The organism is Pseudoalteromonas sp. S3178, from assembly GCF_005886985.1.
Classification (GTDB): Bacteria; Pseudomonadota; Gammaproteobacteria; order Enterobacterales; family Alteromonadaceae; genus Pseudoalteromonas; species Pseudoalteromonas carrageenovora.
The window spans coordinates 159658-174625 of record NZ_PNCW01000019.1 but is presented as its reverse complement, the minus strand read 5'-3'; the positions used below and the strand labels follow the sequence as shown (position 1 = coordinate 174625).

Annotated in this window: 12 protein-coding genes; 8 read left to right on the top strand and 4 right to left on the bottom strand. The window is 38.1% G+C overall.

The window, feature by feature from the left end; genetic code table 11:
- Positions 1-252: 252 nt before the first annotated feature.
- The gene (locus CWC11_RS05570) at positions 253-1476 is read left to right on the top strand and encodes a type III PLP-dependent enzyme (protein ID WP_138681874.1); all 1224 of its coding nucleotides are present in this window, start codon (positions 253-255) and stop codon (positions 1474-1476) included.
- Positions 1477-1626: 150 nt separating this feature from the next.
- Here CWC11_RS05570 and CWC11_RS05565 read toward each other — a convergent pair whose 3' ends face one another.
- Positions 1627-2907, bottom strand: a complete 1281-nt coding sequence (locus CWC11_RS05565) for a flavohemoglobin expression-modulating QEGLA motif protein (RefSeq protein ID WP_138681873.1) — start codon at positions 2905-2907, stop codon at positions 1627-1629.
- 146 nt (positions 2908-3053) lie between these two features.
- On the opposite strand from CWC11_RS05565, the gene CWC11_RS05560 reads away from it, so the two are divergent.
- From CWC11_RS05560 to CWC11_RS05530, 7 genes are all read left to right on the top strand, one after another.
- The gene (locus CWC11_RS05560; RefSeq protein ID WP_104644069.1) at positions 3054-3311 is read left to right on the top strand and encodes a DUF3081 domain-containing protein; all 258 of its coding nucleotides are present in this window, start codon (positions 3054-3056) and stop codon (positions 3309-3311) included.
- Positions 3311-3616: a hypothetical protein gene (locus tag CWC11_RS05555; RefSeq protein WP_138681872.1), complete on the top strand. Its 306-nt coding sequence runs from the start codon at positions 3311-3313 to the stop codon at positions 3614-3616. Before CWC11_RS05560 ends, CWC11_RS05555 begins: the two co-directional genes overlap by 1 nt.
- Before the next feature lie 380 nt (positions 3617-3996).
- Complete coding sequence (gene betI, locus CWC11_RS05550; protein WP_138681893.1) at positions 3997-4572, top strand: transcriptional regulator BetI; 576 nt, start codon at positions 3997-3999, stop codon at positions 4570-4572.
- Between the two features lies 1 nt (position 4573).
- Positions 4574-6037 (top strand): betaine-aldehyde dehydrogenase, encoded by a 1464-nt coding sequence (gene betB, locus CWC11_RS05545; protein ID WP_138681871.1) that lies wholly within the window; start codon positions 4574-4576, stop codon positions 6035-6037.
- Positions 6038-6048: 11 nt separating this feature from the next.
- Positions 6049-7716 (top strand): choline dehydrogenase, encoded by a 1668-nt coding sequence (betA, locus tag CWC11_RS05540; protein WP_138681870.1) that lies wholly within the window; start codon positions 6049-6051, stop codon positions 7714-7716.
- Positions 7717-7873: 157 nt separating this feature from the next.
- Complete coding sequence (locus CWC11_RS05535) at positions 7874-9091, top strand: BCCT family transporter (protein WP_138681869.1); 1218 nt, start codon at positions 7874-7876, stop codon at positions 9089-9091.
- Positions 9092-9100: 9 nt separating this feature from the next.
- On the top strand, positions 9101-9802 hold the full coding sequence (locus CWC11_RS05530; RefSeq protein ID WP_138681868.1) for a TorF family putative porin: 702 nt from the start codon (positions 9101-9103) through the stop codon (positions 9800-9802).
- A gap of 114 nt (positions 9803-9916) precedes the next feature.
- On the opposite strand, the gene CWC11_RS05525 is transcribed toward CWC11_RS05530, so the two are convergent.
- The 3 genes from CWC11_RS05525 to fdxA all read right to left on the bottom strand — a co-directional run bounded on the left by CWC11_RS05525 (position 9917) and on the right by fdxA (position 14826).
- The gene (locus CWC11_RS05525) at positions 9917-11827 is read right to left on the bottom strand and encodes a putative bifunctional diguanylate cyclase/phosphodiesterase (protein WP_138681867.1); all 1911 of its coding nucleotides are present in this window, start codon (positions 11825-11827) and stop codon (positions 9917-9919) included.
- Positions 11828-12114: 287 nt separating this feature from the next.
- Positions 12115-14361 carry a carbohydrate binding family 9 domain-containing protein gene (locus CWC11_RS05520; protein ID WP_138681866.1) on the bottom strand — a complete coding sequence of 749 codons (2247 nt, stop codon included), beginning with the start codon at positions 14359-14361 and terminating at the stop codon, positions 12115-12117.
- A gap of 141 nt (positions 14362-14502) precedes the next feature.
- Positions 14503-14826, bottom strand: coding sequence for a ferredoxin FdxA (fdxA, locus tag CWC11_RS05515; RefSeq protein ID WP_058550364.1), 324 nt, complete (start codon positions 14824-14826; stop codon positions 14503-14505).
- Between the last annotated feature and the right edge of the window lie 142 nt (positions 14827-14968).

The window sequence follows — 14968 nt, the reverse complement described above, 5'->3', positions numbered from 1 at the left end:
TGATATTTATAGATAATAAAATAATTTTATTTTTATTAAAATTTTTATTGCACTGATTAAAAACTCGTTTTATTATCTCGCCGCTTCTTGATGATAGCCAATCCGAGTACATTACAAACCCTGTTTGTAGCAAGGCGATAGAGCAACTATCCAAGAGTGAATTTGACTGTGCGTAAGCACTATTGATCTCACTCAACCGACTCGTGGATAAACCATAACCCGAGCGGTTGCTTAATTGACTCGGAAAATATAATGGCTTTATCAACTCAACTAAAAGACACCGTAACTAAAGTACCTGCAGCAGCGGTTGCTGCAAATCAAGCATTTGATTATGTACAACCGACCAACACGCACATTGAACAACTTGCTGCACAATTTGGCGCACCACTTATGGTCCTGGACTGCGAAGCTATTCGTCGCCAATACCACGCGCTTAAAAATGCACTACCAGGCGTTGTTTTACACTTTGCATTAAAACCACTACCTTTAGCTGCTGTTGTACGCACTTTGCTTGAAGAAGGCGCAAGCTTTGATTTAGCAACAAGTGGTGAAGTTGATTTAGTGGCAAGCCAAGGTGTGCCAAGTGAGCGTACTATTCATACTCACCCTATTAAGCGCGACAGTGATATTCGCGATGCGCTAGCGTATGGTTGCACTGTGTTTGTTGTTGATAACATAAACGAGCTTGAAAAGTTTATTGCCTACAAAGATCAAGCTGAAATATTAGTGCGCTTAAGCTTTCGTAATAAAGATGCATTTGCAGATTTATCTAAAAAGTTTGGCTGCAGCCCTGACGCTGCAATTGACATTATTAGCTACGCACAGCAACTAGGTATTCGTATAAAAGGGTTATCGTTTCATGTTGGCTCACAATCACCAAACCCAACTAAATACGTTGAAGCGATTAATGCGTGTGCAAAAGTAATTACCAAAGTCAGTGAGCTTGGCTTACCAGCACTTAGCACACTCGATATTGGTGGTGGTTTCCCTGTGCCATACAGCGCAGATGTACTACCAATTGACGTTTTTTGTGCACCAATAAACGTAGCTTTAGCGCAATTACCTGAAACAATGCAAATTATTGCAGAGCCGGGTCGTTTTATTGTAGCAAATAGCGTAACTAGCGTAGCCTCAGTTATGGGCCAAGCGCAGCGCGAAGGTAAAACGTGGTATTACTTAGATGACGGTATTTACGGCTCTTTCAGCGGCTTAATGTTTGACGAAGCAGCATACCCTATCGACAGTGCTAAACAAGATGGCGAGCGTTTTGAATCTGTACTTGCTGGCCCAACGTGCGACAGCATAGACGTAGTGAGTGACTCGATTATGTTACCAAAATTAAACAACGGCGATTTAATTATCAGCCGTATGATGGGCGCATACACACTGGCTACAGCAACCGACTTTAACTTTTTCAAACGAGCTGAAGTTGTTGTATTAAACGAGCAAGTACACAGCCAAGTATTAACTGGCTAATTGGTTAAATTTCCTCAACTATAGTTACGTTGGCTTGTAACTATATACTTAAACGCAGTTGCTCATTCCAACTGCGTTTTTTTATATTTTCTGCAATCGATATAAATGTAGCTCTACCTCTGAAGCAATAAAAAGGAGCTAACGCTCCTTTTACAAAAATAACGGCTTGTAGTCGTTTTCTAGCTGCTCAAACGACAAATCACCTATAAAACGACCAAAGCTGAGCCACGTTGCTAAACCACGTAAATCTTTGAAGTGCGGAGGCACAAATTTAGGGTCCTCAATTACACCTAAATCATGCAGTTGCGATATGAGTCTAAAATCATCAATTGAGATTTTTCCGACTAATAATAATGGCAGCTGATCAATACGCCCTAGCTGAATAGCTACGCGAATTAAGTTATACACCAAAACAAAACCTTTAATGTAGGCAATATCTTTTGTAAATGGTAATCCAGTTGCTGTACTGCCTCTAAATACCCGTTGCGCTAATGTGTAGCTGTCATCTTTTGAAAGCCCTTGCGCCACATAATCTCTATATATGTCTACAAACTCAGCCCCATCTATCACCTTGGTAACCGCTTGAATACGGTTAACTAATTTTGATAAACGCCTAGGTGTTGATTTAAGAGTAATTATTTCTGTTAAGACAGCTAACCCCTCTTGGGTTACTGTAGAACTTGGAGTGCCTTTACTTAAACAGGTTAAATAAGGCTGAGCTAGCCCGTTTTGCGTCGTACCTACGTGTATCCAGCCTTCGTGAACTTCTAATATATCAAGCTCGCGCTGAGAAAATTTAACGTCTTGATTTAGTTTAATGTTATTAGCACCGGCTGCAGCATCACTTACAATGCCGTCGCTAAGCATCACTTCTACATTAATACCTGCCATACTACTATTAACTTGCTCAGACAAAATACGTACGGCATCCACCGCATCAATATTTTTAGGATCATCAGGTAAAATATCGGCAACTAACAAATTTTGCAGTGGTTTTTCTAGCATATTTGCAAGTTCGAACAGTGAGGGTTCACCTGCATGAAATAGATCTTTTGGGTGACCAAATAGCTCTACTGATAAATCATGAAATTCAGGTGTGCCTCTGTATTCCAGCATACTTAGAACCGTTTTATATTCGCTACACATTTTACCCATATATTGCGAAATAGGATTTAACTGCCCTAGCTGATTTATAATATTTCTATTAAGTGTAGAAAACGCTTGGCGTAATTCACTAGGTACAAACCCTAAATCGCGTTGCTGGTAATAAGCACGATCAATTAAAGGGTTTTTTTGACATTTTTGTCTAAAAAACTCTTCTTTTATTTGTTTATCCCAATTAATAGCATCGAGTATTCTGATAGGCGTTTGTAACGCTATTAATTGATCAGATAACTCTCGTGTTTTAAGTAGTAACGCCTTGTCTATCATAGTAAAAGCTCAACTAAAAATGAGCGCTGAGCATAGTTTATAAATGCAAAAATACAAAGTAAATTTACACATAATTAAGCATTGTTTTTTAGGTGATCGAGCCGCATATCAATAACGTAAATCTATTTAACTTTTAAAGGTGAAATATGAAAAACGAACTCGATAATAAACAAATTTTAGCAGTATACGAGCGTATTCAAAAACGTGGAGAAGCAACTAATGAAGGTAAGCATTATCAAGGTATTACCGCTTATTCTGATATAGACGGTTATACTATATATTTACAAGGCAGCGGTGTAATTCTTCGTTTTGGTTTTCATAACGCTTACCACCTAGATTACGAACACGACAAACACAAAGACGATTTTTTAAAGAAAATTGTTAATATTGCTAACGAGGAATAATGTACCCTAGAAAAGTTAGAAAGCGTAGCGACAGTAAACTCAATACCTCGTTTATAAATCAGGTTATAGCTGCGCTTAAATCTGATCCCGCTAAACTCGCCATCATCCGTAAAAATTTAGAATATTATCGTAATCAGCGTCACTTAAAGCGCGGTTTTTTACTCGCTATTGAACGTTTTGATTGGGTATTTGAAGCCAGTGATGACGTAAATTTTATATGCGATCAAATTTTAGCTGACGATTATATAGGCAATCGTCTCAGGCGCTATCCACTTTTATTTAAAGGTGTGCTCGATGAAAGATAAATCTCCTCATATTTGCCACCCGTTAGTTATTAGAGTACTAAGCAATTAGGTTGTATTTATGTCATTGGTTTAAAAAAATACTATTAGTACTCTAATTATTACCGCACTAAATATTTTATTATTACTTTTATTAGCATAAAGCAGTAAAGAAAACAGTACAGTTAATGAAAAACCCAATAAATAGCATAACCTATTGTTTTAAAACAAATTAACCACCACAGTTAAATATCCTCTTTCTTACAAAAGCTAGTCTCATTTGTTAATAATTCATCTACATTTTGGTATCTCAAGGTTTACTTCACCCTTGAATTATTAGACCTATTACCTTAAGCTTATCTTTATTGAACGTTCAATTAATAAAAATTATGCCTAAAGTTGGAATGGAACCTGTCAGGCGTCAACAGTTAATTGACGCGACAATTGAGTCAGTGGCGATGCGTGGATTACAAGCAACCACTATAAACAGCATTAGTAAAAATGCAGGTTTATCGTCAGGCATTATTAGTCATTATTTTGGTGGTAAGCAGGGTTTAATAGAAGCGACGGTTCGTTATTTGCTTTCTAATCTTAAAAAAGGCCTTATTGAAAAAGTTAGCCATAACACCAGCGCTACACAGCGCCTTATGTTTATTGTTGAAGCTAACTTTGCGCTTGTGCAGCAGCGCAGTGATACCACCAAGACATGGTTGAGCTTTTGGGCGCAATCAATGCACGACGAAGAGCTTCACCGACTGCAAAATGTAAACAGTAAACGCTTGCAAAGTAATTTAGCATTTTCATTTAAGCAATTAATGCCTATTGAGCAAGCAAAACAAGCTGCTGAACTTAGCGCCGCCATGATCGATGGCCTATGGTTAAGAACAGTACTGAGTAAATCCGACGAAAACCAGTTTAAACACAGTGAAACTTTAGCAAAAAGCTATGTAAATTCACTCATCAAGCAATATGGAGCCTAGCGTGAGCACACCAGTCTATCAAAACTTTATTAATGGCCATTTTCTTGCTAACCAAAGCGGTGAAACTTTTGATGTAACTAACCCTGCAACAGGGGAAGTTATTTATAGCGTAGAAGTTGCCGATGAATTTGTTCAAAACGCAGCCATTGAAAGTGCAAAACAAGGTTTTGCACAGTGGTCTAAAATGACACCTATTGAACGCAGCCGTATTTTATTAAAAGCAGTCGCAATACTTCGCCAGCGAAACGATGAACTAGCCTTAATAGAAGTGCTTGATACCGGCAAACCAATGCAAGAAGCAAACTGTGTTGATATAGAAACCGGCGCTGATGTAATCGAATACTTTGCAGGCCTAGCCCCTGCACAAGTGGGTCAGCAACAAATGGTAGGTGATGACTTTTACTACACGCGCAAAGAACCATTAGGTATTTGTGCCGGTATTGGTGCGTGGAACTACCCGCTACAAATAGCATGTTGGAAATCAGGCCCTGCCCTTGCAGCTGGCAACGCATTTATTTTTAAACCATCTGAAGAAACACCACTAGGCGCTATTAAACTGGCCGAAGTATTTGTTGAAGCAGGTGTACCTGCTGGCGTATTTAACGTTGTACAAGGTGCTGGCGATGTAGGTCAATGGTTAACGTCGCACAGCGAAATTGACAAAGTGTCGTTTACGGGTGAAGTGGGTACAGGTAAAAAAGTAGTTGCAAGCGCTGCGGGTACATTAAAAGACGTGACAATGGAGCTTGGTGGTAAATCACCCCTAGTTGTATTTGATGATGCCAATATTGAGCAAGCAGTTAGAGCAGCTATGTTAGGTAACTTTTATACGCAAGGCGAAATTTGCACTAACTGTACCCGTATTTATGTTCATAAAAATATATATCAGCAATTTATTGATGAGCTTAAAACGCGTACAGAGCAAAATATCATTGCTGGCGATCCGCAAGATTTAAACACTAACTTTGGTGCGCTTATTTCTAAAAAACATCAAGAACTAGTAATGAGCTACGTTAATAAAGGTATTGAAGAAGGTGCAACGCTTTTAACTGGTGGTACAACGCTTTCACCAGAATCTGCGCCTAATGGCTACTTTGTTGCACCTACCGTGTTCATTGATTGCAACGATGAAATGACTATCGTTAAAGAAGAAATATTTGGCCCAGTAATGAGCGTACTTGTTTTTGAAGACGAAGACGACGTAATTGCACGTGCCAATGGCACTCACCTAGGCTTAGCTGCGGGCGTATTTACAAGCGATATTAAACGCGCACACCGTGTTATTCATCAATTAGAAGCGGGGATTTGTTGGATTAATGCCTATGGTAACTCACCTGCTGAAATGCCTGTTGGTGGTTATAAGCAATCTGGTATTGGCCGTGAAAACGGAATCGAAACACTTGATCATTACACGCAAACTAAGTCTATTTATGTTGGTATGGCCGACATAGAAAGCCCATTTTAAGGCGCCCTACTATGAGTAATCATTACGACTATATTATTGTTGGTGCGGGATCTGCGGGTTGTGTTTTAGCTAACCGATTATCTGAAGATTCAAGCAATCGCGTGTTACTGCTTGAAACCGGCGGCAGTGATAAAAGTATTTTTATAAAAATGCCAACTGCGCTTTCTATTCCTATGAATACCGATAAGTACGCATGGCAATTTCATACTCAACCAGAGCCACATTTAGATAACCGTGAAATGCATTGCCCTCGCGGTAAGGTACTCGGTGGCTCGTCATCGATTAATGGCATGGTGTATGTACGCGGCCACGCTAAAGACTTTGATGAGTGGCAACAGCATGGTGCTAATGGTTGGGACTACCAATCGTGTTTACCGTATTTTCAAAAAGCGGAAAGCTTTTACCTTGGTGAAAACACATACCGAGGTGGTAAAGGCCCACTTGGCGTTAATAACGGTAACGAAATGCAAAATCCGTTGTACACCACATTTATAAAAGCCGGTGTAGAAGCTGGTTATGCTAGTACAGATGATTATAACGCGTTACAGCAAGAAGGATTTGGCCCAATGCACATGACCGTTAAAGACGGTGTACGCAGCTCGGCTTCTCGTGAATATTTAGACCCTGTAAAATCGCGTAGTAATTTAACTGTAATTACCGGCGCACTTGCTCAAAAGGTTATTCTTGACGGTAAAAAAGCCACAGGCATCGAGTACAAAGTAAACGGTAATGTTCAAACAGCACATGCAGCAAAAGATGTTGTTTTAAGTGCAGGCCCTATTGGCTCTCCGCATATATTACAGCTATCTGGTATTGGCGATAAAGACATCCTTGAAAAAGCAGGGGTTGAAGTTAAACACCACTTACCGGGTGTGGGTCAAAACTTACAAGATCATCTTGAATTTTACTTTCAATACAAATGTAAGCAGCCAATTACACTAAACGGCAAATTGGGCCTTATTTCCAAGGGCTTAATAGGCGCTAAATGGTTATTTACTCGTAAAGGTTTAGGCGCTACTAACCACTTTGAGTCATGTGCATTTATCCGCTCAAAGCCTGGAGTTGAATGGCCTGATATTCAGTATCACTTTTTACCAGCCGCTATGCGATACGATGGTCGTAGTGCATTTGCAGGTCATGGTTTTCAAGTTCACGTAGGTCATAACAAACCAAAAAGTCGCGGTAGCGTTACTATTCAATCAGCTAACCCTGAGCAACCGCCACAAATTTTGTTTAATTACTTACAGCACAAAGACGACATTGAAGGCTTTAGAGCATGCGTGCGTTTAACTCGTGACATTATTGAGCAAAGTGCCTTTGATGATTACCGTGATGAAGAAATTCAACCAGGTAAACATATTCAAACAGACGAAGAAATAGATGCTTTTGTACGCCAAGCCGTAGAAAGCGCTTATCACCCTTCTTGCTCATGCAAAATGGGTGAAGATGCAATGGCCGTTGTTAACTCTAATACCCAAGTGCACGGTATAAAAGGCTTACGTGTTGTTGACTCATCTATTTTTCCAACCGTTCCTAACGGAAACCTTAATGCACCTACGATTATGGTTGCTGAAAAAGCAGCTGATTTAATTTTAGGTAAAAGTCCACTACAGAAATCGGATGTGAGTGTTGCCATACCAACTAATTGGCAACAAACACAACGTAGTACGGAGATTTAACTTTAGCCACATGCTTGGTTTAGCCTCGTCGGGTTAAACCACAGCGTGCCTTGCAGTGGCACACGATGTAAATAGGTTATGTTGTGTTAATGCGAGAATAAAACAATAAAATACGGAGTGCTTATGAATTCTATATATTCATTTTGGGAGGGTAACAATGACTATTTGGCTTAATGCAGGCATCATTTTTACCTTACTTGCCATTATCACCATTTTAATAAAATGGGGTAATGTTCGCGTTGTTGGCGTAACACCAGTTCGCACCTTTACGTTTATAGCAATATTATTTACATCAGGCCTTGATGTTGGCCTTATTATGTTTCCTTTAACTGAGTTTGCAGGTTATGCAGACATAAAAGCAAGCCCAGAATACGCGTTTGCAAATCCACTGGCCATTGAGTTTGGTTACTGGGGATTTTTGATCTGGGGATTTTACTTTCTTACGTGTTTTTATTTCTGTGTAATAGAACCTAAAGTTAAATTTTTTGAAATTCCTTGGGTTAAATTTATCAATAATGTAGTAATTATTGGTACATGTGCGTTTACTGCTTATTTATTGCTTTCAAATCTACCGTGGTATTTACCCGAGTTTGGTGATGGAACAAGTATAGTTTCTGAGTTTTATTTAATTGTGTTTGCGGCTATCTGTTTTGCGGTTTACTCAAGTACTGATATTAAATATGTACGTATTTTAAGTATTTCTACTACGTGGTTATTTTTAGCTTTAATCGCCTTTATGTGGGCTGGCGCATTTGTTATTGGTGATAGTCAAATGTCAGCATTTACAGATAACTTAGGCTCTATTGGTACTTACTTTGCCAACATTAATGAATTTGTTTTACCGCTTAATGATTACCATGAGTTTTACTTATTCTGGTGGTTTGCGTGGAGCATAATGATTGGTCAATTTACATCACGCTTTGTTGGTGGACTTAAAACTTACCAAGTATTAGGTGCGATGTTGATTTTCCCTTCTATTCCTATTGCGATTTGGTTTAGCGTACTTTATCACTACCACGATGCGGGCATCCCAACTCAAGGTATTAAAAACTTTGCGATGGTATTTGTAGGTATCATATTTGTAATTAACTCTCTCGATTCACTAGTGCGTTTATATACAGATAACCTAAACTTTACCGTAAAGCGTTTTGGAAAAATGAAATACATGATAGGTAATATTGTTGCTCTATCACTACTTACACTATTGTTTAAATTAGAATTTTTACAAATTCAGTGGGTAGGCGCATTAGTTATTGGCTTATTCTTTATCTGTGCTGGTTTTATTGGTTACAGCAAGTTTAAAACAGTTAAGAACATAGATAGCTCACCAAAAGATAATAAAATTGATTATACAAAAATAGAAACTGTACATTAGGGATCAACAATGAATAATAAATTAAAACAACTAGCAATAGCAGTACCATTCGCACTCTTATCAACAACAGCTGCGGCAGATTGGTCAACAACAATCACTGCAGCATCTGATTACACCTTTAACGGTGTAAGCCAAACAGATAACGACCCTGCAATTCAAGGAAGTCTTGATTACGCTTTCGATAACGGTGTTTACGCAGGTGTTTGGGCTTCAAATGTAGACTTTGGTGATGATACTGATTTTGAACTTGATGCATACCTAGGGCGTTATGTGCAGTTAAATGATGAAGTAAGTGTTGATTACGGTATTGCGTATTACACGTACCAAGGTAATAACAGCGATGGCAACTACGCCGAAGCTTACACTAAATTTGGTTACGCAAGTGAATACGGCCAAACTGAGCTTAACTTTTGGTACAGCTGGGATTACTTTGGAACTGGCGCAGGCCATGTAATATCTATGGTTGCACATACCTATGAACTAGCGCCTAACCACGCTATTCGTGCAAGCTTTGATATTTCTAACTCGCTTGATGGCGAAAAATGGGCATGGGATGTAAATCAAAAGAAATCATACAAACATTACCGTTTAGCATATCAAACAAGCTACGAAGGTTTTGGTATTGAAGTTGCTGCAGAAAACACAAGCTTAGATTACGATTATGCAGATGAGCGTATTGTGCTTGCAGTGTCTCGTACATTCGACCTTTAATTATCGTTATAGCCCTGGGCTCTAACTAGAAAATATTTTTATCAGAACCTAGGCTATATAGATACAAAAATGCCACCCTATATTGGGTGGCATTTTTTATTAATTCTTTACTCTCTAACTAATAATATCCCAAGCACTGGTTCCTGAAGCAGATAAGTTACTATTATTATTACGTAATATTTTGTTTCCAACGTTTATAGATGTCTCGGGTCGGCTAACTAAATAACCTTGCACTGAACTCACACCTATTTTTTTAACTAACTCAAATTGTGCGATTTCTTCTACACCTTCTGCGACAATTTTAAGCCCTAACTTTTGTCCAAGTTCACTAATTGTATTTAAAATATCATTATACTTTTGACTTTTATTAGCCTGAGTTATAAATGAGCGATCTATTTTAATTACATCAATGGGTAAGTCAGCAAGTGTACTTAATGAGCTAAAGCCGGTACCAAAGTCATCAATAGCAATCGTGATCCCTTCAGCGCGTAAGCGTCCTAATTCTTCAATTATTCTAGGGCTTGCTTTAATAAAGGTAGATTCTGTTATTTCGAGCATTAACGATGTTGCTGGCAAGCCGGTTTTTTTCAGCTTTTTCATGATCCAGTCATAAATATCCCGGTGCTTAAGTTGCACACCCGATACATTAACCGATATTTTAACTTTACGCATACCAGCATTATGCCAAGCAGCCATTTGTCTACACGACTCAAGCATAATCCAATCGCCTAACTCTAATATTAAATTAGACTCTTCAGCTATTGGAATAAATTCAGTAGGTGAAATCATTCCCTCTACGGGATGATCCCAGCGAGTAAGCGCCTCAAAGTAATCAATCATGCAATCTTCTACGTGCACAATAGGCTGAAAAGATAAATAAAAATCTTTACACGCAACAGCTAACCGCAACTCTTCCAATAGATAGTGGTAGCGACGCATTTTGTTACCCATTTCAGGCGAGTAAACTTTAAATATACCCTTACCATCACTTTTAGCTCGGTACATTGCAACATCGGCAAGTTGTAATAAAGCCTGAGGGGTTGATGCGCTTTCTGGATATGTAGCAATACCAATACTTGCGCTAATTTTTACTATTTTATTTCCCAGTACAAAATCTTTTTCAAGCTCACTTAAAACATGCTTAGCAATTTCTACAACTCTATCACTTTCATCTAGTGACTCTATAAAAATAGAAAATTCATCTCCTCCTAAGCGAGATAAATTTTGCTCTAATTGGTTTGCAGTATTTATATTACTTAATTTATGGTGGCGTAAAACGTTTGCTAATCGGCTCGCTACTTGTACTAATATTTCATCGCCAAAACTATGCCCAAAAGAGTCATTAACTTGTTTAAAACCATCTAAATCAATAAATAAAAGTGCGCATTTGAGCTCTTCTTTTGATGTGTGGTTAATTTGTCTGTCGATATGTTCTATATAAGCGTGACGATCAATGAGTAAAGTAAGCTTATCTTGGCAGATGCTCGTTTGGGTTTGCTTTAAATAGTTAGCAACATGTGTATTTAAGCTAGTGATTGACTGGCTTAAACTACTCACTCCTGAAGGGTTTTCTGCTGGTTTAACATTTAAATTAAAGGCATTAAGTAACGTGTTTGCTTGAAGGTTTAATTGAGCTATTTGGTTTTTATATTGGCGTTTTCTTCTCTCTCTGCGAAGGTAAGCTCCACAACCAAATAGCAAAATACAAACAATTAAAAAATTAATAGGTGACGCTAATGTCATCAGCACTAGTTTTTGAGCATTCGCCGCTAAAAATTCGGTGTCCGTTGTTTTTATAAGGAGATAATTTACCGAAGAGTCTTCTATTATGTAATGGCCATTAATAATAGGATTATACCAAGGGGCCATATTTAACGAGGTGTTCGCTATTTCGAAACTACGTATATCAATATCAGAGTGAAATAGGTTGATGCGATTAATTTGATTTGTCAGTTCTATATTTATGCAAAAGCAAAATAAGATTAAAACTAAAATTATAAATCCAACAGGCTTCAATTTACTCATCAAAAAAATCCATCTAAATTACTTCTCCTACAAATCCGTTACTAAAAGGTGATTATATCGCCTGCATTTAGTACTAAGCAAGCGATAATACAATACTTATTAATGAGTATTTGTAAGGCCAGCAATAATAAAGAAGTAAATTATTGCTTGATCATTAACTAATTATAGAGCGTAGTGAATAAAAATAAACCAATTGTTAAGTATTATGTATAAATTATTCTCACTATCTCGTCATCAAGTTTTTAGCAATTTGATTAACAGTCATTATGAATTAACAATACTAAAGCTTAAAGTTGCCACGCATAACTTACTTTTGTAAAAAATGTGCGCTGATCACGCTCAACATGCTTTAGCGAGTCGTCTTGATAACTTTTATCTGAGTACCCTAAGTAAAATAAGGTTTGCGCATTTATTTTGTACGAATAAACAAGTTGGCTGCCATAATCTTTATTTATGTGACTTACTTGATAAAAGTAAGCGTCTTCATTTCTATCAATATCTTCAAATTGTAAAATTAGTTTAAGCATTGAACGCATACTAAATTTATAATAAAGCCTAAAATCTAATAAGTTAGCGGTATATACTCGCTCACCTTGAGGGTTATCTAACACACTGTAATTATGCTTAACGTCTACCTGCCAGTGATCGTTTATATCCCACTTAGCTTGTGTTTGCGTAGCGTACGAGTCACCAATTTGCTCATTGGCGTAATCTATACGGCTACCATATTCACCATAAAACGAAAGCCATATATTATTTTTAGGTTTAAAGCCTGTATAAACAAAGCCAATGTTTTGGTTATAAAAAGTATCGTTATAATTCTCATAACGATGAAGTAAGCCAATTTCAAAAATAGACTGTTTTTGGCCTTTTAATGTTATAAACCCTTGGTATTCATCTTCAAGTAAGTCGCCATTTTGAGCCCATGTTTTATTCCAGTCTGCCTCGTAAGACCATGACGTTAATAAGCCTGACTCGTCGCTGTACCAAGTTTGTCCGCCTACAAGGCCTACCTTCTCGTAACCAACTTTTTCTTGGTAACCTAGGTCTGTACGATAATCTTCCCCGATATTTTCGTAGCTCGCAGACACGTTGTAGTCACGCTTATCTCTTGTGAATTCAATAGCGTATGCTTCGTCTGATTGATTTTTAGCTAAATTATAGTTATTGGTTAAAAACGCTGAGTTTTTAGAATCAGCCGTTGCCACTTGGTAGGCAAGCGTATCTGATTGATTAAACCAGTAACTGCCATCAACAGAGATCACCGTATTGTAGTAATCATCACTTTCTCTATGAGTAGTACTAAGCCCTATAGTACCTTGCTCGCCAATATCATATTGATAACGGGCAGCTGCTGCGTGAGTTTTTTCCTCTAAAATAGCAAAACCAGAGCCTTGGTTTGTAGGTAATAAAATATTACTGTTATCGTCATCTGCATACATAAATGCATAGCTATGCTGATCCGTTTTGCCAGTCAGTTTTGCTCCTACCTCAGGCTCTGCAATAGTGCGGGTATAAAGTAGTTCAAATAAACTACTTTGAAAATACGATGCCCCATCTAAAAAAAACGGTCGCTTTTCGTCATAATATATCGAGTAAGTGGTGTTTACATCAAGCTCTAAAGCATCACTTTCTATTTGCGAAAAATCAGGATTAATTGTCGCATTAATCACCGCATCTTGAGTAACACCCCAGCGTAAATCTAGTCCTGCTTCGGTATTAATATCGCCGTTATCCCAGTTGCCAGGTAAGGTTGGCTTTGAATCATGTCTAAGCGCTGTAAGCGTAGGCGTTAATTGTAAATTTTTACTGGCTTTTACGTTTTTAAAACCGTGGAGTTTATCAAACTGACAAAGGCTGCATTTTATATCTCGGTCAAAACCCATATTTGAAAGTTGATAAAGCACGTCACGCTGATAATTTCGTAGCACCGCAAACCCCCACGTTAGATCGGGCTTATTTTCAGGAAATCGAAGTGCTTTAAAAGGTATGCGTATTTCAACTACAAAGCCTTGCTCAGTAATTTTACCTGCGCTATCCCATATTGCGTCCCAAGATGGGTCTGACTGCCAACCATCGGTGTCACTCATTCGAGTATCACCTTGCGCGCCTAATGGGTTTACATAAAATTCGTAAGCTGAACGCTCATCGTTAAAGGTATCAATAATTAAAATAACCGTGTCGTCTTGCCAAAGCGTATCTCTATCACGAAGTGACGCTGTAATTTGGCTAGGCTGTGGGTCTTCGGCTACAAATGCAACATATAAGTTGCTGCCATCTTCATACATGTAAGCGTCGGTTTTAACAGGAGGTATACCCTTCTCGTTAGGCTCATCTTGAAACGCAATCGGTACTAATGTGGCATTTTGCCAATGTGGCTCGTCAAGTACGCCATCAACGGTAATATTAGTACTGATATGTGACAGCGAATACTGTGTTTTTTCAGCGGCTAATAGTGGGGTTGTAAATAAAAGTGCAAAAGTAAGTGCAAACAAAACACTAAAGTGTTTTTTTATAGTTATAAAGTACTGCATAAACATCCATTTAGAGATATTTACCCTAAAAAGGTAAACTTATCTACGGAGTGTAATTTAAGTCAGTACATTTGTTAATAGTTTGATACTAAAAATATTGGATATTTTAACTAATTAATATTAAAGGATTAATTTAAAAAGCTAGGTTTCTATTAATTTAAGCTTATTAGCCACACCATTCCATTGGTCTGCGTCATCAGGGGCTGGTTTTACCTCAACAATACGCGGCCAAACTAAAGCAAGCTCAGCGTTAAGTTCAGTAAATTCTTTTTGATCTTCTGGAAGTTCGTCTTCTTGATAAATTGCCTCTGCTGGGCACTCTGGTACACACAAGCCGCAATCAATACAATCTATTGGGCTTATTGCTAAAAAGTTAGGGCCTTCGTAAAAGGCATCTGCAGGGCACACTGCCACACAATCTGTGTATTTGCATTTAATACAGTTTTCGGTGACTACAAACGCCATAACAGTTAAAACCCAATAATTAATCATCTAAGGCGCGGATCATACCCAACCACACTAAAAACACAATAAATAAGTGCCATAATTGGCCAATTTAACGTAGTATATGCGCCCTCAATGTAAAGCCATTACGTGCCCTACACTT